Source organism: Mammaliicoccus sp. RAM2 (assembly GCF_045897195.1).
GTDB classification, from domain to species: Bacteria; Bacillota; Bacilli; order Staphylococcales; family Staphylococcaceae; genus Mammaliicoccus; species Mammaliicoccus sciuri.
The window spans coordinates 409968-430201 of sequence record NZ_JBJNWI010000001.1 but is presented as its reverse complement, the minus strand read 5'-3'; the positions used below and the strand labels follow the sequence as shown (position 1 = coordinate 430201).

Genomic DNA, 20234 nt, shown 5'->3' with positions numbered 1-20234 from the left:
GCATGTAGAATGAAATTTTGATATTCTAGAAGTAATGTTTTAATCAAATTCGGTGCAATTACAAAATGAAGGTGACTCAATGTTTACTTTACAACTAATATTACTAACCATGATTGTAAGTTTAATACTAACACCTTTAGTTATCGTTCTTTCTATTAAAATTGGTGCAGTTGATATGCCAAACGTTAGAAAAGTTCATACTAAACCCGTATCAGTATTAGGTGGCTCAGTCATTTTAATATCTTTTCTCATTGGTTTATGGTGGGGGAAACCAGTAGAACATGAAACAATTCCTATTATACTAGGTGCGATTGTCATCTATATTATAGGTTTAGTGGATGATTTATATGATATGAAACCACTTGTTAAATTAGCAGGTCAAATTGCTGTATCTTTAATCGTCGTTTTTAACCACGTCACATTAGATTTTATTACGTTACCATTTGGTGTTGTAATAGAGTTTGGAATCTTTAGTATTCCAATGACAATCTTCTGGGTTGTTGCAGTAATGAATGCAATCAACTTAATAGATGGTCTAGATGGATTAGCTTCAGGCATATCATGTATCGCTTTAGTAACAATAGGATTTATCGCAATATTACAGCAGAATATCTTTATCATGATGATTTGTAGTGTGTTAATAGGATCATTATTAGGTTTCTTAGTATTTAACTCACATCCTGCTAAAATATTCTTAGGTGACAGTGGGGCATTACTATTAGGTTATATTATCGGTGTGTTATCGCTATTAGGCTTTAAGAACATTACGTTAATATCGCTATTCTTCCCAATGGTTATACTTGCAGTACCATTTATCGATATGTTGTTCGCAGTAATACGTAGACTACATAATCGTCAATCTATCGTTCAAGCAGATAAATCGCATTTACACCATAGATTGTTAGATTTAGGTTATACACATAGGCAAACTGTTATATTAATATATATGATTGCCATATTATTCAGCATATCAAGTGTCATCCTTTATTTATCACCACCATACGGCGTATTAATGATGTTTATTATGATATTAATAACAATAGAATTAATCGTAGAATTTACAGGACTCGTGAATGCAAATTACAGACCAATATTAAATTTATTAACAAGAACAAAGTATAAAAAAGAACGCTAATGTCGATTAGCGTTCTTCTTCTTTATTATATGGAAATGGTAGCGCGATGATATCTTGTTTGTTTAATTCGTACTTACCTTGGTTGACTTCGTTTAAGAAATCTATAAATGGTTCTTCTTCTGATGCTATCACATGTATAGTATAGGTAACTTTGTCTGTATAAGCAGTATCTACAAGTTGATAATCAGTTTGTTGTAATTCGTGCTCGAAGCGTCCTGTTTGATCATAGTCTAATGTTACTTCGAATGGTATTGCGTCTAATAAAACAATTCTGCCTACTTCTTTAATAACTTGGCTGACTGCACTTCCGTATGCGCGTATTAATCCACCTGCACCTAATTTAATACCACCAAAGTATCTTGTAACGACAACAACAACATTATGGAGTTGTTGTTTTTTTAATACTTCTAACATAGGCACGCCTGCTGTTCCTGATGGTTCACCATCATCATTTGCTTTTTGGATAAGCATTGTAGGACCGATAACATAGCTAGAGCAATTATGTGTTGCATCATGATGTTCTTTTTTCTTTTGTTGTATGAATGCTTTCGCTTCTTCTTCAGTTTCTGCAGGATGAATGCTCGCGATAAATCTCGATTTATTAATGACAATTTCAGTTTCATGTGCTGATTTGATTGTAATTAGTCCTTCTGCCATGTTAATACTTCTCCCTTTACATCGTAATCTGTTACGATTATTATATACTATTGAAATTAGTCGGGAAAGGATTGTATGAATTGAAGAATAAATTATTGATGTTGTGCTTAGTGTTGTCTATCGTGTTAGCTGCTTGTGGATCAAAAGAAGAAAAGCAAACGACGGACAAAGTGGATGATAGTCAAGGTGTACTATTAGATGAAAAAGGAAATCCAAAAGATACGATTCAAGTAAATAAAGATACTGAAAAAGCAGTCAAAGAAGCTATTGAAAAAAATAGAAAGTCTTTAAATGATGGTGATGTAGAAGCTTACATTAAAACAATCGACACAGATTCAAAACAACTAGACGTTAAAGAAGAAGAAAAAGTGTTAAAAGATACACTTAAAAGTTATAAATTCGATAAAAAAATATCCAATATTAAGTTTTTAGAACAGAAAAAAGATCAAGTTGTTGTATTCTATAATGTAGAAACGACAGCTCACCCTAAGAATGGTAGTAAAGATGAGAAAAAGACTTTTAACGAAGTTGTGACGCTTGTTAAAAAGGACGGCACATATAAATTTTCTAAAATGGCACAGGCAGCAATTTAGTTCATAAACTTCTTTTCAAATAACCAAGAATTAGATATGATGAGTATGGAAGAGAATCAAGGAGGATAACTTTATGAAGATTGCTGTTATAACAGATTCAACAGCATATTTAGATCAAGCATATATAGATAAATATAACATTAGAACGATTGCCTTAAATGTTATATTTGATGATGAAGTTTATAAAGAATTGTCAGAGATAAGTACAGAAGATTTCTATAAAAGAATGAGAAATGAAAAACAATTACCGACGACATCTCAACCAGCTATGGGTCAATATGTGGAATTACTTGAGAGTTTGAAAGACGAAGGATATACAGATGTGATTGCAGTTCACTTATCAAGTGGTATAAGTGGTACATATCAAACAGCTGTGACGTTAAACGATATGGTAGAAGGTATAAACGTTCATGCATTTGATTCTGAAATCTCTTGTTCAGTACAAGGTTTCTATGCTTTAAAAGCAGCTCAACTTATTGAACAAGGTATGACAGTTATTGATAACATCCTAGAACAATTAGAGAATATGAAACAAAATACAAATGCATATTTTATAGTAGATGATTTAAATAACTTGAAAAAAGGCGGTCGCTTAAATAGTGCACAAGCATTAGTCGGCACGATGTTACAAGTGAAACCATTACTACACTTCGTTGATACGAAAATTGTCCCTTACGATAAAGTGAGAACAAAGAAAAGAGCAATGAAACGTATTGAAGAACAATTAGCTCAAGAAGTTGAAGGTTCTAAAAACTTATCTATTGTTATTATTGAAGGAAACGATAAAGAAACTGCACTTTCCTGGAAAGCGCAAGTTGAAGAACAATTCCCTGATGCACAAATTATTATGAGTTATTTTGGACCAGTAATCGGAACGCATTTAGGAGAAGGTTCATTAGGTTTAGGATTCACAACGACCGAATTAGATTTAAGTATATAATATAACTACAGCACAAAAAGCTTCGGCTTTTTGTGCTTTTTTTATGGAGGTTAGAATGAAATTATACGGACGAATATGCCGAGATTTAAATGAAGTAACGACTGAAAAAGTTAAAGACAGTAAACCTGGCGTGTCTTTTATTCAAGGTAAATATATTTGTAATCAGTGTGGTAACAAAGATCAATCATTGTTTTATCAGTATTTTTGCCACCATTGCGAGCAAGAAACAACCTATTGTAGATATTGTATTGCACTTGGTAAAGTTCAAAGTTGTAAAGACATTTATTTCATTGAGAGCTTGCATGAAGCATCAGAATATCATTATCAGTTGGATTTTGAATTGAGTGAACAGCAACAACTTGCATCCTCTAAAATTAAAGACGCTATTTTAAAGCAAGAACATTTATTACTCCATGCTGTGACAGGAGCAGGGAAGACAGAAATGATATTTGAAGGTATATCAAAAGCTCGAAAATCGGGTATGAATGTTGCAGTTGTTTCACCAAGAGTAGATGTCGTGAAAGAAGTTTACTTAAGACTGATAAACGCATTTAAAGAGGAGCAAATTGATTTAATGTATGAAGGTCAGTTCGCGCAGTTTAATAGTTCATTTGTCGTATCGACAGTTCATCAACTTATGCGCTATGATGGACACTTTAATGTGGTCATTGTTGATGAAGTAGATGCATTTCCGTTAGAAATGGATAATCAACTGATGCATACCATTCGAAAAGCTTCTTCAGTGCAATCTAGTCATATTTATTTAACAGCGACGCCTAACAAGCAACTCCTTTCTAAATTTAATCATAATCAGATTATCAAACTCCCCGCAAGATATCATAAACACCCATTACCAGTTCCAGAATTTCAATTTAATATCATTAAAGAAAATAAACTCAATCAGAAGTTACTTACGTTTCTTAAATCCCAAATAGAACAAAATAGAAAAACATTTGTCTTCTTTCATAATATTCATTATATGGAACAAATATTTAAAGTGTTTCAATGTTACTTTTCAAAAATTGAATATGTATCTAGTCATGATGTGATGAGGCATGAAAAGGTGACGCGTTTAAGAAATGATGAAATAGACATTATGTTAACGACGACAATATTAGAAAGAGGCGTTACGTTAGAAAAATTAGATGTCGTCATCGTGCATACAGAGAAGTTTACAAGTAGTGCCATCATTCAAATTGCAGGACGTGTTGGTCGAAAATTATCTTGTCCGACTGGCAAGGTATTGTGTTATCACGAAGGTATCACACGAAATATGATACAAGCGAAACGTGAAATTATAGAAATGAATGATTTAGCACGCGAGAAAGGATGGTTAATTTGAATAAATGTTTAATTTGTCAAAATAATATAAATGAAGTAATCGATTTGTTAAATCTATTTTCAAAGCAATCTATAATATGTGAGCAATGTGCAAATCAATTAACATTTAATCATCAAACAAGACGATGCAAAAAATGCTTAAAAATAATGTCTGAAGAAGAGGATGCTTGTTTAGATTGCCAGTGGCTTTCGAATAAGTATCCATTGATTAATCAACTTTATACGCTTTATGACTATGATGGTCTTGTCAAAGCGCTTATACAACAATATAAGTTAAATGGAGATGTTGCGCTCAATCAAGTATTTCAATTACCACTTAAATTATTTAAGCGATATGATTACGTTATTCCGGCACCCATTCATCCTAATAAGTTAGAGCAGCGTACATTCGATCATGTAACAACAGTGTTGGATAATCATAAAATTAAATATATACAAGTTTTTGAAACTGAAGAAAGGAAAAAGCAATCTGAATTAACTAAAATTGAAAGGTCATCTCAGCATAATCCATTTAAAATAAATAAAGATATAGACTTTGAAAATAAGAGAATATTACTCGTAGATGATATTTATACAACAGGGTTAACAATGCATCGATTAGCGGAACTTTTATTTATTAGAAAAATCAGAAAAATAGATGCCTTAACATTTGCAAGAGCGGTAAATAATGATAAAATATAAGTAGGAAGAAACACAAGAGAAATTGAGCGTTAAAGGAGTCGGTGTTTTATGATCAGATTTGAAATTCATGGGGAAAACATCACAGTGACTGATCCGATAAGAAATTATATTGAGGACAAAGTAAGTAAACTAGAAAGATATTTTACTAATGTCCCAGAGGCGATAGCCCACGTTAAAATCAAAACTTATCAGGATTCTAGAAGTAAAATTGAAGTAACTATTCCGTTGAAAGATGTTACTTTGAGAGCTGAAGAAAGACATGAAGATTTATATGCTGGAATCGACTTAATAACTAACAAACTCGAAAGACAAGTACGTAAGTACAAAACTAAGGTTAATAGAAAGTATCGCGATAAAGGGCGAGATAAAGATGTCTTTGTAGTAAGTGCAGATTCAGCTGCTCCTGAAGAAGTTGAAGAGAATGATAGCGATAATGAAATTGAAATCATTCGTTCTAAGCAATTTGCATTGAAACCAATGGATTCTGAAGAAGCAGTATTACAAATGAACTTACTAGGACATGATTTTTACATCTTTACTGATGCAGAAACAGATGAAACAAGCATCGTTTATAAACGTAAAGATGGTAAATATGGATTAATTGAAACTTCAATACAATAAAAATGATTCACACGAACTGGTGCAGAATTTCTGCACCAGTTTCTTTGGCTATTGATAGCTTTTCATGTACAGAGGTGGTAATCTTAAATAGTGTAAAAAGAGATATAAACGTGTTATGATATATTGTTGTAAGATTACTAGTTTTCTAGTTGAAGGAGAGAACAAAATGGGTTTTTTATCAAAAATAGCTGATGGTAACAAACGAGTTGTTAAATCACTCGGAAAATTAGCAGACCAAGTCATCAATTTAGAAGATGAAATTGCTAAATTAACAGATGATCAATTAAGAGAGAAAACAGAACAATTCAAAAAAGAATTGTCAGAAATAGAAGATTATAAAAAGCAAGAAAAATATTTAGACAAAATTTTACCTGAAGCATATGCAATCGTAAGAGAAGCATCTACTAGGGTATTTAATATGACACCATTTAAAGTACAAATAATGGGTGGTATTGCCATTCATCGTGGTGATATTTCAGAAATGAAAACTGGTGAAGGTAAAACATTAACAGCAACAATGCCAGTTTATTTAAATGCGTTAACAGGTAGAGGCGTTCATGTTGTTACAGTCAATGAATATCTATCAAGTTCACAAAGTGAAGAAATGGCGCAATTATATAATTTCTTAGGTTTATCAGTTGGACTTAATTTGAATTCAATGGATACGGATCAAAAACGTGAAGCATATGCAGCGGACATCACGTATAGTACAAACAATGAACTTGGATTTGATTATTTAAGAGACAACATGGTTACGTATAAAAAAGACCGTGTTATGAGACCTCTTAATTTTGCCATCATTGATGAGGTTGACTCAATTTTAATTGACGAAGCGAGAACACCACTTATCATTTCTGGTGAAGCAGAAAAATCAACTACTTTATATACACAAGCCAACGTATTTGTAAAAATGCTTAAAGGTGAAGATGACTTTAGTTATGATGAAAAAACTAAAGCCATCACTTTAACAGAACAAGGTATTGATAAAGCTGAACGTATGTTCAAAATTGATAACCTGTTTGACGTGAAACATGTTAACTTAATGCATCATATTAATATTGCATTAAAAGCAAATAGAACAATGTTTAAAGATAAAGATTACGTTGTTGAAGATGGAGAAATTATGATTGTCGACCAATTTACAGGTCGTACAATGCCAGGTAGAAGATTCTCTGACGGCTTGCATCAAGCAATTGAAGCAAAAGAAGGACTCGAGATTCAAAATGAATCTAAAACAATGGCATCTATTACGTTCCAAAACTTCTTTAGAATGTATAACAAATTATCAGGTATGACTGGTACGGCTAAGACGGAAGAAGAAGAGTTCAGAAATATTTACAATATGACTGTTACGCAAATTCCAACAAATAGACCGATACAACGTAAAGATGAAGCGGACTTAATTTTTGCATCTCAAAAAGGTAAGTTTGATGCAGTTGTTAAAGATGTAATCGAGCTCTACAAGAAAGGTCAACCAGTATTATTAGGTACAGTTGCGGTTGAAACAAGTGAATATATTTCACAACTATTAAAGAAAAAAGGCGTTAGACATAACGTATTGAATGCGAAAAACCACGAACGTGAAGCAGAAATTATTTTAAATGCAGGTCAAAAAGGTGCAGTAACCATTGCAACAAACATGGCCGGTCGTGGTACGGATATCAAGCTTGGTGATGGCGTTGTTGAACTTGGTGGTTTAGCTGTTATTGGTACAGAACGTCACGAATCAAGACGTATCGATGACCAATTAAGAGGACGTTCAGGTCGTCAAGGTGACGTTGGTCGAAGTAGATTTTACTTATCATTACAAGATGAGTTGATGGTTCGTTTCGGATCAGAACGTATGCAATCTTTAATGGGTAAATTAGGTATGAATGATGATACACCAATTGAATCTAAAATGGTTTCTAGAGCAGTAGAATCTGCTCAAAAACGTGTTGAAGGTAATAACTTCGATGCACGTAAACGTTTATTAGAATACGATGATGTACTTAGAAAACAACGTGAAATCATTTACGGTGAACGTAATGATATTATCGAAAAAGATGATGTACAAGACATTGTTAAAGACATGATTAAATCATCATTAGAGCGTGGCGTGAACTATCACTTCGCAACAAATGAAGAAGAAATTGATTTTGAAGCGCTTGTTCAATATATTGAAGATTCATATTTACCACAAGGTGCAATTAAAGTTGATGATATTCGTGGTAGAGATTATGAAGATATCGTAGAAATTGTATTAGAAAAAATTAAAACACAATACAATGCTCAACAAGAAGACTTTGGTGATCAAATGTCTGAATTTGAACGTATGATTGTGTTAAGAACAATAGACCGTAAATGGACTGATCATATTGATACAATGGATCAATTACGTACAGGTATCCACTTAAGATCTTATGGTCAAATCAATCCACTTAGAGAGTACCAAAATGAAGGTTTGGATTTATTTGAAACAATGTTGAATGAAATAGAAGATGAAGTAAGTAAATACATTCTTAAATCAACAATTGATCGTGGCGAACAAGTTGAACGTGAACAAGTTGAAATAGGTGAAGCTAAACATGTGAGTGCAAACGATGGTAAAGAAAAAGTTAAACCAAAACCAATCGTAAAAGATGAACAAGTTGGCCGAAATGATCCATGTCCATGTGGTAGTGGTAAGAAATATAAAAACTGTCATGGTCAAGCATAAAGGAGTAATTTTATGGAATTAACGGAAATTAGACAAACATTAAATAAAAATAATGAAAAATTAATGAATATCAGGGGGTCTCTTTGACTTAGAAAATAAAGAGACGAACATTCAAGAATACGAAGAAATGATGGTTGATCCGTCATTCTGGGACGATCAAAATAAAGCACAAGACATCATTAACAAAAACAATGCATTAAAGTCTGTAGTCGGTGATTTTCATACTTTAGATCAACAGATTGAAGATTTGCTTACAACTGTTGAATTGTTACAAGAAGAATATGATGAAGATATGTACGAAATGCTTGAGCAGGATTTAAAAGCGTTACAAACAGACATCGATCAATTTGAATTGAAACTGCTACTTAATGGTGAACATGATGAAAACAACGCTATATTAGAATTGCATCCAGGTGCAGGTGGTACAGAATCTCAAGATTGGGGTTCAATGCTACTTAGGATGTATCAACGTTTCGCAGAACAAAAAGGCTTCAAAGTAGAAACGTTAGATTATCAAGCTGGAGATGAAGCGGGCATTAAAAGTGTCACAATTCTTATCAAAGGTCATAATGCATATGGATATTTAAAAGCTGAAAAAGGTGTCCATAGATTAGTGCGTATTTCGCCATTCGATTCATCAGGAAGACGTCATACATCATTTGTATCTTGTGATGTAACACCTGAATTTAATAATGAAAAAATAGAAATAGAAGTTAATTCTGAAGACATTACAGTCGATACTTATAGAGCATCTGGTGCAGGTGGACAGCACGTCAACACAACTGATTCAGCTGTTCGAATTACACACCAACCAACTGGTATCGTCGTAACATGTCAAAACGAAAGATCACAAATTAAAAATAGAGAACAAGCTATGAAAATGTTAAAAGCTAAACTCTACCAAAAAGAACTTGAAGAACAAGCAGCAGCTTTAGATGAAATTAGAGGCGAACAAAAAGAAATTGGATGGGGTAGTCAAATACGTTCATACGTATTTCATCCATATGCTATGGTTAAAGATCATAGAACTAATGAAGAAACAGGTAATACGAATGCAGTTATGGATGGCGACTTAGATCCATTTATCGATGCATATTTAAGAAGTCAAATTAATGAAAAATAATTTAAAGTAAGAGGCTAGGATGATTTTTAATATCCTAGCTTCTTTTATGATAATTTAAATTGTGAATTATTGAACAAAATGATGTCAGACGATGGTTTACATGGTAAAATATAGTTGATAATAAAATGAATGGAGTGTTATACATGAAAATCAAAATGGGCATGATTTCTGTAATAGCATTATCATCGTTAGTATTTGCAGGATGTGGACAATCAAGCGATGATAGCAGCAAAGAAGAATACAGTTCACAAGGGGAAAAAATCTTTAAAAACAATTCTTGCGTAGGATGTCATGGTAAAGATTTAGATGGTGCATCTGGACCATCACTTAAAAAAGTCGGTGCCAAAATGTCTGAGTCTGATATTGAAAAAATTATCAACGAAGGTAAAGGCAATATGCCAAGCAAAGTTGTAGATGAAAAAGATGCAAAAGAAGTTGCTAAATGGTTAGCTAAACAAAAATAATCATTTATATTCATTTTGCATACAAATTGGAAATTTTATTTTTTAAAACATAAGTATTTTAATTGAATATTGATAAATCGAAATGACGATGTTAATTGTGTATAAATAATTAACATTGTCTTTTTAAATGTCTACTTGACAGTCTTTAGTAACATTTTTATCTATAAAATTATAGAATGTTAACGTTTATATTACAGATTTGTAACAATACAATATTGAGAAAGATATTGTGCTATATTATTTCCAGTATTAATTGAGGGACATCATATAAATTAAAAATATAAATGTAAATACATACACTTCGGGAGGATATTTCATCATGAAGAAGACTTTCATTACATTAGCATCTGTAACTGCTTTAACAACTTTAGCAAATTCATCTGCCTATGCAGCTGATATTAAAGTAAAAGAAGGACAATCATTAGAGAATATTGCAGAAGAATATGGAACATCAGTATCTGAAATTAAATCTTTAAATAACATCGACGTAAATGTTAAGGTTGGACAAACATTAAAGGTATTAGAAGATAACATCTATACAATTCAAGATGGTGATACACTTAACAAAATAGCTGAAAAATTTGATGTTAATGTATCAGACTTAAAAGAATGGAATAATTTATCTTCAGATCTAATTTTAGTAGGTGATGAATTAAAAGTTGCAGCAGAAACTTCAGAACCAACTGCTGAACCTACTAGTTTGACAGTTAGTGCACCTGAATCTCCTGCTCAAGAAGATTCATTATTAAGATACGTATTTGAACAAACATCATATGGTAATGTTTACAATAGTGAAGACTCAGTTGCTTATGTTGCACCGACATTTAATCACAGTCAATCAACACAATATACAGAACCTGTTTCATACAGCCGACCAAATTCTGGTGGCGGAAGTAATTTATACACTTCTGGGCAATGTACGTACTATGCATTTAGTAAACGTCCAGATTTAGGTAATACTTGGGGTAATGCTAACAACTGGGCTAATGCAGCAGCTCAAGCTGGTTACACAGTAAACAACAGCCCATCAGCTGGTTCAATTTTACAATCAACTGCTGGTGGATATGGACATGTAGCTTATGTAGATAAAGTGAATGCAGATGGTTCAATTCAAGTTTCTGAAATGAACTACCAAGGTGTAGGCGTTGTATCTTCACGTACAATTTCAGCATCAGCAGCTGGTTCATATAATTATATTCATTAGTATTTATAGAAATTTAATAAATAAGCAAGTAGTTAATTCAGTTTAAGAATTTTAACTATTTGCTTTTTTTTATCATTATAGTTGATATAATAAACGTAAATGTTAGTGTAGAGGTTTGAAAACATGAAAAAAAGGTTAAAAATCATATTAGTTATACTTTTGTTATTGATTATTAGCGTCAGCGTTTATAAAGTAATGGATATCAATAAGTTTCAAACGAACGAACAGTTTAAAGAGCAACAAGGGAAGCAGTCGTTTCAAAACAGTCATCCAGCTACAGGCATGAATGTAAATAATGAAACTGTGAATGTTTTTTCATCTGAAAAATCAAAACAATTAAAAGAGGTAACAACTAAAAATGATATTACAGTTATTAATTTATTTGCCTCTTGGTGTGACCCTTGCAAACGAGAAATGCCTGAACTTGTAAAATATGCAAAGCACGAGGATAAAGGTGTCGAATTAGTTGGTTTAAATGTTAAAGATAAACGAAAACCAGCTAAACAATTAATGGACGATGTAAATGTGAATTATGATGTTTACGTTGCGCAAGATGATTTTCTTGAAAAGTTCAAATCGTATAATATACCTACAACTTTATTTGTAGATAAAAATGGCGAAATCAAAAAAGTGTATTTAGGTGAATTATCTGAAAAGACACTAAACAACTTAGTTACACAAGTTAAGGAGGAAATTTAATGGGGGTACATCAATATTTTAAAAGTTTGTCTGATTTAGAGAAATTAGTAAGATGTCCAGGTAAATTTAAATATCAAGACCATAATGTCGCAGCTCATTCCTTTAAAGTAACGAAAATAGCGCAATATTTAGCAACAGTAGAAGAACAAAATGGTCAAGAAATAGACTGGAAACTTGTTTATGAAAAAGCTTTGAACCATGATTATCCTGAAATATTTACAGGTGACATTAAGACACCTGTAAAATATGCGTCTTATGAAATTAAAAAATTATTCTCTCAAGTTGAAGAAGAGATGATCGATAAATTTATAACAGAAGAATTTCCTGAGCAATATCAAGATATATATAGACATAGACTACAAGAGGGTAAAGATGATAGTATAGAAGGGCAAATATTAAGTGTTGCTGATAAAATTGATTTATTGTATGAATCTTTTGGTGAAATTCAGAAGAGAAATCCAGAACCTTTATTCTTCGAAATTTATGAAAGTTCATTGGAAACCATCATGCAATTTGATCATTTAGCATCTGTACAAGATTTTATTCAACATATTATACCTGATATGTTACAAGAAAAATTTATACCACGTTCAGAGTTAAGAGAGATAACAATGACGATACTTGAGAAACGTGAAACAAAAAGGAGTTAGTGAATTGAATGATTTGGCCGATTCTAGCTTTGTTTCTTCCTTGTTTAATGGTTATTATTTTCACGCAAATTGCTCAAAATAAATGGATTGGTTTACTTGTATCCAGTATTATAATTGGTGTTTCGGTTTATAAAGGCTTTTTTAATAATGAGCTCATTATGTTGTTAGATGTATTGAGTTTAGTAGCTGGCTTTTATATAGTAGATACACTTAAAATAGATAAAATTGAATCAAGATAGATAAGAGGAATAATCATTTAGATTTTTCCTCTTATTTGTATGTAATTTTAAAATTAACGAACAAATGTTTGGTCATTTTTACAAATTTTTGATAAAATAAATATATATATTACAGAAAATGAGGAGGTTCCTATGCAACATTTTCCTTTTAAAATACATTCTGACTACTCTCCGCAAGGTGATCAGCCAGAAGCGATTAAATCTCTTGTAAAAGGCATTAATGATGGCAAGAGACATCAAACTTTACTAGGTGCGACAGGTACAGGTAAAACGTTTACGATGAGTAATGTCATTAAAGAAGTCGGTAAACCAACATTGATCATTGCACATAATAAAACGTTGGCTGGACAGCTATATAGTGAGTTTAAAGAATTCTTTCCTGAGAATAGAGTGGAATATTTCGTAAGTTATTATGATTATTATCAACCTGAAGCATATGTACCTCAAACGGATACTTTTATTGAAAAGGATGCCTCTATAAATGATGAAATTGATAAACTTCGACATTCAGCTACTAGTGCATTGTTTGAACGAGATGATGTTATCGTTATTGCGAGTGTCAGCTGTATTTATGGTTTAGGTAATCCAGAAGAATATAAAGATTTAGTTGTAAGTACACGTGTTGGTATGGAAATGGAACGTAATGAACTGTTAAGAAAGCTTGTTGATAACCAATATTCACGTAATGATATAGATTTTAGACGTGGGACATTTAGAGTTAGAGGAGATGTTGTAGAAATATTTCCAGCATCACGTGATGAACTATGTGTCAGAGTGGAGTTCTTTGGAGATGAAATCGATAGAATTCGAGAAGTGAATTACTTAACAGGCGAAGTTATTGCTGAAAGAGAACATTTTCTATTTTATCCCGCATCTCACTTCGTAACACGTGAAGAAAAAATGAAAGTTGCGATTGAGCGTATTGAGAAAGAACTTGAAGAACGATTGGCAGAACTTCGAAAAGAAAATAAACTTTTAGAAGCTCAACGACTTGAACAAAGAACGAATTATGATTTAGAAATGATGAGAGAAATGGGTTTTTGTTCAGGCATTGAGAACTATTCTGTACATTTAACGTTACGACCAAAAGGTTCTACACCATATACTTTATTAGATTACTTTGGTGATGATTGGTTAGTGATGATTGATGAATCTCATGTAACACTTCCTCAAATTAGAGGCATGTATAATGGTGACCAAGCGAGAAAAAATGTTTTAGTAGAACATGGTTTTAGACTACCAAGTGCTTTAGATAATAGACCGCTTAAATTTGAAGAATTTGAAGAAAAAACGAAACAGTTGGTTTATGTTTCAGCAACACCGGGACCATATGAAATTGAACATACTGATGAAATGGTCGAACAAATTATTCGTCCAACTGGTTTGTTAGATCCGATTGTTGAAGTCAGACCAAGTGAAAATCAAATAGATGATTTAATGGCTGAAATTAATGAAAGAATAGAAAGAAATGAACGTGTATTAATTACAACATTAACTAAAAAAATGAGTGAAGATTTAACGACTTATTTAAAAGAAGCCGGCATTAAAGTGAATTATTTACACTCAGAAATAAAAACATTAGAAAGAATAGAAATCATTAGAGACTTAAGAATGGGTGTTTATGATGTATTAGTTGGGATTAACTTACTAAGAGAAGGTTTAGATATCCCAGAAGTTTCGCTTGTGACGATTTTAGATGCAGATAAAGAAGGTTTCTTGAGATCAGAGCGTTCGTTGATTCAAACGATTGGTCGAGCTGCACGTAATGATAAAGGTAAAGTTATTATGTATGCTGATAAAATTACAGATTCTATGAGAACAGCATTAGATGAAACAAGTAGAAGACGTGCTACTCAAGAAGCGTACAATGAAGAACACAATATAACACCACAAACAATTAATAAGAAAATACGTGATGTCATATCAGCAACAGTAGAAACGGATGAAGTAACCGAAAAAGATACTAAAAAAGCGCCTAAGAAACTTACGAAAAAAGAAAGAGAAAAGACAATTGAGCGCATAGAAAAAGAAATGAAAGATGCTGCGAAAGATTTAGATTTCGAGCGTGCATCTGAACTAAGAGATATATTATTTGAACTAAAAGCAGAAAGGTGACTGAGATGAAAAACAAATCCATCATCGTAAAAGGTGCAAGAGCACATAATTTAAAAGATATAGATATAGAAATACCTAAAGATCAACTTGTTGTTATGACTGGTTTATCTGGTTCAGGAAAGTCGTCTTTAGCATTTGATACGATATATGCAGAAGGTCAAAGAAGATATGTAGAATCATTAAGTGCATATGCGAGACAATTTTTAGGACAGATGGACAAACCAGATGTAGATTTAATTGATGGTCTTTCTCCAGCGATATCAATCGATCAAAAGACAACAAGTAAAAACCCAAGATCAACTGTTGCTACCGTAACTGAAATATATGATTATTTAAGATTATTATATGCGAGAGTTGGAAGACCAATATGTCCAAACCATGGTATTGAAATTAAATCACAAACGGTTCAACAAATGGTCGATCAAGTCATGGAGTTAGAAGAAAGAACAAAAATACAAATTCTTTCACCAATCGTTTCAGGACGTAAAGGTACACATAAGAAATTAATCGAAGACATTGCTAAAAAAGGCTATGCAAGGTTAAAAGTAGATGGCGATATTTTAGATGTAGATGATGTTCCAGATTTAAACAAAAATCAAAATCATTCTATTGATGTCGTGATTGATAGACTTGTCATTAAACCAGGTATTGAAGCGAGGTTAGCTGATTCATTACAAACAGCGCTAGAATTAGCTGATGGTAATGCAGTTGCTGATATTATTGATGGTGATGAAATTAAATTTTCTGAACACCATGCTTGTCCTATTTGTGGTTTCTCAGTAGATCAATTAGAACCTAGAATGTTCTCATTTAACAATCCATTTGGTGCTTGTCCATCTTGTGATGGATTAGGAAGTAAACTAACTGTAGATATTGATTTGGTTGTGCCAGATAAGACTTTAAGTTTAAATGAAGGTGCAATTTTACCATGGCAGCCAATCAGTTCTAATTATTATCCAACTTTATTGAAACAAGCTTGTGAACATTTTAATATTGACATGGATAAACCATTTAATAAATTAACGAAAAAAGAAAAGAACATCGTCTTAAGAGGTCATGATGATGAAATAGAATTTAAATTCAATCAAGATTATGGCGTTAAAACAGAAAGAAAGAGAACGATGGCTTTTGAAGGTGTACTGAATAATATTGAACGTCGTTACCATGATTCACCATCTGAATACGTTAGAGAAGTGATGCAAAAATACATGGTAGAAAAAACTTGTGAAACATGTGATGGTTATCGTTTAAATGAAAAAGTACTTTCTGTCAAAGTAGATGGCCAACATATCGGTGAAGTAGTCAGATATTCAATTTATAATGCAATCAAACATTTTGATAATCTAGATTTAGATGAAACAGAACGTAAAATTGCGAAGCTCATCTTAAAAGAAATACATGAAAGATTATCTTTCTTAAATAATGTAGGTTTAGAATATTTAACACTCAATCGAGCATCAGGTACATTATCTGGTGGGGAAGCACAACGTATCAGACTGGCAACTCAAATTGGTTCTAGATTATCAGGTGTGTTATATGTGCTAGATGAGCCTTCTATCGGTTTACATCAAAGAGACAATGATCGATTAATTGATACATTGAAATCTATGAGAGATATGGGTAATACATTAATTGTCGTTGAACATGATGAAGACACGATGAAAGCGGCGGATTATTTAATTGATATAGGTCCAAAAGCAGGTGTACATGGTGGTGAAGTAGTTGCGAGTGGTACACCTGAAGAAGTTATGGCAAATGAACAATCTTTAACAGGTAAATACTTAAGTGGTAAAGAGAAAGTCTTTGTACCGTCTAAACGAAGAAAAATCACGAAACGTAAAATATCTGTTAAAGGTGCGACAAGTAATAACTTGAAAAATGTCGATGTAGACTTCCCATTATCAGTTATGACATGTGTAACAGGTGTTTCAGGTTCTGGTAAAAGTTCATTAGTAAATGAAGTATTATACAAAGGTTTGCAAAAACAATTGTATAACACGAAAACAAAACCAGGTGAACATAAATCTATAAAAGGTGTAAATGAAATTGAAAAAATTATAGATATTGACCAATCACCAATTGGTAGAACGCCACGTTCAAACCCTGCAACTTATACAGGCGTATTTGATGATATTAGAGATGTATTTAGCCAAACGAATGAGGCAAAAGTGAGAGGCTATCAAAAAGGAAGATTCAGTTTTAATGTTAAAGGTGGCCGTTGTGAAGCTTGTAAAGGTGACGGAATCATTAAAATTGAAATGCATTTCTTACCAGATGTATACGTACCATGTGAAGTTTGCGATGGAAAACGTTATAATAGAGAAACATTAGAAGTAACTTATAAAGGAAAAAGTATTTCTGATGTATTAGAAATGACAGTAGAAGATGCTTATCACTTTTTCGAAAGTTTACCTAAGATAAATAGAAAATTAAAAACAATAGTAGATGTTGGTTTAGGATATGTTAAACTAGGTCAACCTGCAACAACTTTATCAGGCGGTGAAGCACAACGTGTGAAACTTGCTTCAGAACTTCATAGACGATCTAATGGTAAGTCTTTATATATACTTGATGAACCAACAACAGGTTTACATGTAGATGATATTAAGCGTTTATTAAGTGTGTTAAATAGACTCGTTGAAAATGGCGACTCTGTTATCATTATTGAACATAATTTAGATGTCATTAAAACAGCAGACTATATTATAGATTTAGGTCCAGAAGGTGGAGATGGTGGCGGTGAAATAATTGCTACTGGAACACCAGAAGACATTGTTGAAGTAGAAGCATCTTATACTGGTAAATATTTAAAACCAATTTTAGAACGAGATCGATCATAAACCAGGAGGGGTTATTTATGAACGAAGTACAATTAAAAATTTTAGACCTTATTGAAGGTGGGAAAATTACTGTTGATGAAGCGGTGAAGTTACTTGATGCAACATCGAATAATCAAAAATCATCATCACCTTTTGATAAGAAATCTAAAGAAAATGTAGAAAATTTATTTGAAGACTTATTAGATAAATTTAAGACAACTGCCAAATCAGGTAAAACTGAATTTGAAAAGCAGTTTAAGGATAATGAAGGATCAGGTCAAGATCCTATTCAACAATTAGATGAATCATTAAGAAATATCATTAGAAATTTCAACAAAAATAACGACCAAAACAAAGATATTTAATTTTAAACCCTAGAAACGATAAAAAGTTTCTAGGGTTTTTATATTTGCTGAAACTGTTGTAATATTGATAATGATTGCAGTTAAGGTTAAAGTTCATTAGAATTAACATATATTAACCTAGAGGTGAACCCTATGATATCAAGTAGTAAATTAATAGAGCAATTTAATTTGGAAGTTATTGCCGGGAAAAATGGCTTACATCGTAAAGTAACAGAAACAGATATATCACGTCCTGGTCTAGAAATGGCTGGGTATTTTTCACATTATTCATCAGATAGAATTCAAGTATTAGGCACAACTGAGTTGTCATTTTATAATTTGTTGCCTGATGAAGAGAAAAAAGGTAGAATGGCTAAATTGTGTAGACCCGAAACACCAGCTATCATTATCACACGAGGCCTAGATGCACCAGAAGAACTCATTCAAAGTTGTAATGAAAGCAATACACCACTTTTAAAAAGTGAGTCTTCAACAACTAAATTGATGGGGCAAGTAACCGGATATTTAGAACGTGAACTAGCACCTGAAACATCATTACATGGCGTACTCGTAGATGTTTACGGTGTAGGTGTATTAATTACTGGTGATAGTGGTGTCGGTAAAAGTGAAACTGCATTAGAACTTGTTAAACGAGGTCACAGACTTGTTGCTGATGATAATGTTGAAATTAAAGAAATCAATAAAAATGAATTAATTGGTAAAGCACCTAAGATCATCGAACATTTACTTGAAATACGAGGTCTTGGTATTATTAATGTTATGACTTTATTTGGTGCGGGATCTATCTTGATGGAGAAAAGAATCAAGTTAAACATCAATTTAGAAACATGGAACAAAGAAAAAATATATGACAGAGTTGGATTGAATGAAGAAACTTTAAAAATATTAGATTCAAAAATAACTAAAAAGACAATTCCTGTTAGACCTGGTAGAAACTTAGCAGTCATCATTGAAGTTGCTGCAATGAACTACCGTTTAAATAATATGGGTATTAATACTGCTGAAGAGTTTAATAATCGTCTTAATGCAGAAATTTTGAAAAATGCACGTAAGGAGAATGAATAATGGAAGTGTTAGGCATTGATCCCGTAGCCATACAATTAGGGCCGCTAGCAATAAGATGGTATGGTATTATCATAGCTTCAGGTATATTAATTGGATATCTTATCGCACAAAGAACTGCTAAAAAAGTTGGAATAAAAGAAGAATCACTTATAGATTTAATTATATGGTGTGTCGTAATGGCAATTATCTGTGCACGTATTTATTACGTAGCGTTTGAATGGGATTATTACAGTCAACATTTAGCAGAGATACCACTTATTATGAATGGTGGTATAGCTATTCATGGTGGATTGATTGGTGCCTTTTTAACAGGTTTCATCATATGTCGTAAAAAGAATTTATCATTCTTCCAAATGGTTGATATTGTTGCGCCAAGTATTATTTTAGCACAAGCGATTGGTAGATGGGGTAACTTTATGAATCAAGAAGCTCACGGTGGACCTGTTTCACGTAGTTTCCTTGAAAATTTACATATACCTGAATTTATCATTAACCATATGCAAATAGATGGTATTTATTACCAACCAACATTCTTATATGAATCTATTTGGAATATAATCGGCTTTGTCATTTTATTACTCATTAGACCTCAATTGAAAATTGGGGAGACATTCTTTGCTTATTTAATTTATTATTCAATTGGTAGATTCTATATAGAAGGTTTAAGAACGGATAGCTTGATGCTTACTGAACATTTAAGAATTGCTCAAGTTATCTCTATTGTAATTATTGTTGTTTCTATTGCTTGTATTATATATAGAAGAGTACGTTATAATCCGAAAAAATTCAGAGATGTTAAAGGTTATTATCATAACTAATGTGAAA

19 protein-coding genes are annotated in these 20234 nt (G+C 32.3%); 18 read left to right on the top strand and 1 reads right to left on the bottom strand.

The genetic code is table 11. The features are described from left to right. The first annotated feature begins 79 nt into the window (after window positions 1-79). On the top strand, window positions 80-1135 hold the full coding sequence (locus ACJTHF_RS02190) for a glycosyltransferase family 4 protein (RefSeq protein ID WP_025905431.1): 1056 nt from the start codon (window positions 80-82) through the stop codon (window positions 1133-1135). Window positions 1136-1141: 6 nt separating this feature from the next. On the opposite strand, the gene ACJTHF_RS02185 is transcribed toward ACJTHF_RS02190, so the two are convergent. Continuing rightward, window positions 1142-1792 carry a YigZ family protein gene (locus tag ACJTHF_RS02185; RefSeq protein WP_058591616.1) on the bottom strand — a complete coding sequence of 217 codons (651 nt, stop codon included), beginning with the start codon at window positions 1790-1792 and terminating at the stop codon, window positions 1142-1144. A gap of 80 nt (window positions 1793-1872) precedes the next feature. On the opposite strand from ACJTHF_RS02185, the gene ACJTHF_RS02180 reads away from it, so the two are divergent. The 17 genes from ACJTHF_RS02180 (at window position 1873) to lgt (ending at window position 20227) form a co-directional block, all read left to right on the top strand. Next, window positions 1873-2385, top strand: a complete 513-nt coding sequence (locus tag ACJTHF_RS02180) for a hypothetical protein (RefSeq protein WP_048539923.1) — start codon at window positions 1873-1875, stop codon at window positions 2383-2385. Window positions 2386-2458: 73 nt separating this feature from the next. Beyond that, window positions 2459-3325, top strand: coding sequence for a fatty acid kinase binding subunit FakB1 (fakB1, locus tag ACJTHF_RS02175; RefSeq protein ID WP_048539922.1), 867 nt, complete (start codon window positions 2459-2461; stop codon window positions 3323-3325). A 55-nt stretch (window positions 3326-3380) separates the two neighbouring features. Then, complete coding sequence (locus ACJTHF_RS02170) at window positions 3381-4667, top strand: DEAD/DEAH box helicase family protein (RefSeq protein ID WP_078355516.1); 1287 nt, start codon at window positions 3381-3383, stop codon at window positions 4665-4667. 146 nt (window positions 4668-4813) lie between these two features. Then, window positions 4814-5347, top strand: a complete 534-nt coding sequence (locus ACJTHF_RS02165; RefSeq protein WP_158258767.1) for a ComF family protein — start codon at window positions 4814-4816, stop codon at window positions 5345-5347. Window positions 5348-5395: 48 nt separating this feature from the next. Then, entirely contained in the window at window positions 5396-5968 is a 573-nt protein-coding gene (gene hpf / locus ACJTHF_RS02160) for a ribosome hibernation-promoting factor, HPF/YfiA family (RefSeq protein ID WP_058591615.1), read from the top strand. 166 nt (window positions 5969-6134) lie between these two features. Then, window positions 6135-8666 (top strand): preprotein translocase subunit SecA, encoded by a 2532-nt coding sequence (gene secA / locus ACJTHF_RS02155; protein WP_058591614.1) that lies wholly within the window; start codon window positions 6135-6137, stop codon window positions 8664-8666. 12 nt (window positions 8667-8678) lie between these two features. Continuing rightward, window positions 8679-9789, top strand: a protein-coding gene (gene prfB, locus ACJTHF_RS02150) for a peptide chain release factor 2 (protein WP_232156589.1) whose coding sequence is annotated in 2 segments (ribosomal slippage) — window positions 8679-8750 and window positions 8752-9789 — 1110 coding nt in all. Because the reading frame shifts where the segments join, the coding sequence is not laid out codon by codon here. Window positions 9790-9932: 143 nt separating this feature from the next. Continuing rightward, window positions 9933-10253, top strand: a complete 321-nt coding sequence (gene cccB, locus ACJTHF_RS02145) for a cytochrome c551 (RefSeq protein ID WP_049319735.1) — start codon at window positions 9933-9935, stop codon at window positions 10251-10253. A gap of 319 nt (window positions 10254-10572) precedes the next feature. Then, entirely contained in the window at window positions 10573-11457 is an 885-nt protein-coding gene (locus ACJTHF_RS02140) for a LysM peptidoglycan-binding domain-containing protein (protein ID WP_058591612.1), read from the top strand. Window positions 11458-11580: 123 nt separating this feature from the next. Beyond that, window positions 11581-12156, top strand: coding sequence for a TlpA family protein disulfide reductase (locus tag ACJTHF_RS02135; RefSeq protein ID WP_232156581.1), 576 nt, complete (start codon window positions 11581-11583; stop codon window positions 12154-12156). Then, complete coding sequence (locus ACJTHF_RS02130) at window positions 12156-12806, top strand: HD domain-containing protein (RefSeq protein WP_025904529.1); 651 nt, start codon at window positions 12156-12158, stop codon at window positions 12804-12806. Before ACJTHF_RS02135 ends, ACJTHF_RS02130 begins: the two co-directional genes overlap by 1 nt. An 8-nt stretch (window positions 12807-12814) precedes the next feature. Beyond that, window positions 12815-13045: a DUF2198 family protein gene (locus ACJTHF_RS02125; protein ID WP_025904530.1), complete on the top strand. Its 231-nt coding sequence runs from the start codon at window positions 12815-12817 to the stop codon at window positions 13043-13045. A gap of 132 nt (window positions 13046-13177) precedes the next feature. Then, window positions 13178-15160: an excinuclease ABC subunit UvrB gene (gene uvrB / locus ACJTHF_RS02120; RefSeq protein ID WP_048539915.1), complete on the top strand. Its 1983-nt coding sequence runs from the start codon at window positions 13178-13180 to the stop codon at window positions 15158-15160. Between the two features lie 5 nt (window positions 15161-15165). Further along, window positions 15166-18000 carry an excinuclease ABC subunit UvrA gene (uvrA, locus tag ACJTHF_RS02115; protein WP_048539914.1) on the top strand — a complete coding sequence of 945 codons (2835 nt, stop codon included), beginning with the start codon at window positions 15166-15168 and terminating at the stop codon, window positions 17998-18000. 17 nt (window positions 18001-18017) lie between these two features. Further along, window positions 18018-18344, top strand: a complete 327-nt coding sequence (locus ACJTHF_RS02110) for an SHOCT-like domain-containing protein (protein ID WP_048539913.1) — start codon at window positions 18018-18020, stop codon at window positions 18342-18344. 132 nt (window positions 18345-18476) lie between these two features. Beyond that, complete coding sequence (gene hprK / locus ACJTHF_RS02105; RefSeq protein WP_106417543.1) at window positions 18477-19409, top strand: HPr(Ser) kinase/phosphatase; 933 nt, start codon at window positions 18477-18479, stop codon at window positions 19407-19409. Next, a complete protein-coding gene (lgt, locus tag ACJTHF_RS02100) occupies window positions 19409-20227 on the top strand; it encodes a prolipoprotein diacylglyceryl transferase (protein ID WP_049319741.1) in 819 nt (272 codons plus the stop codon). The genes hprK and lgt overlap by 1 nt, the downstream gene beginning before the upstream one ends. The last annotated feature ends 7 nt before the right edge of the window (window positions 20228-20234 follow it).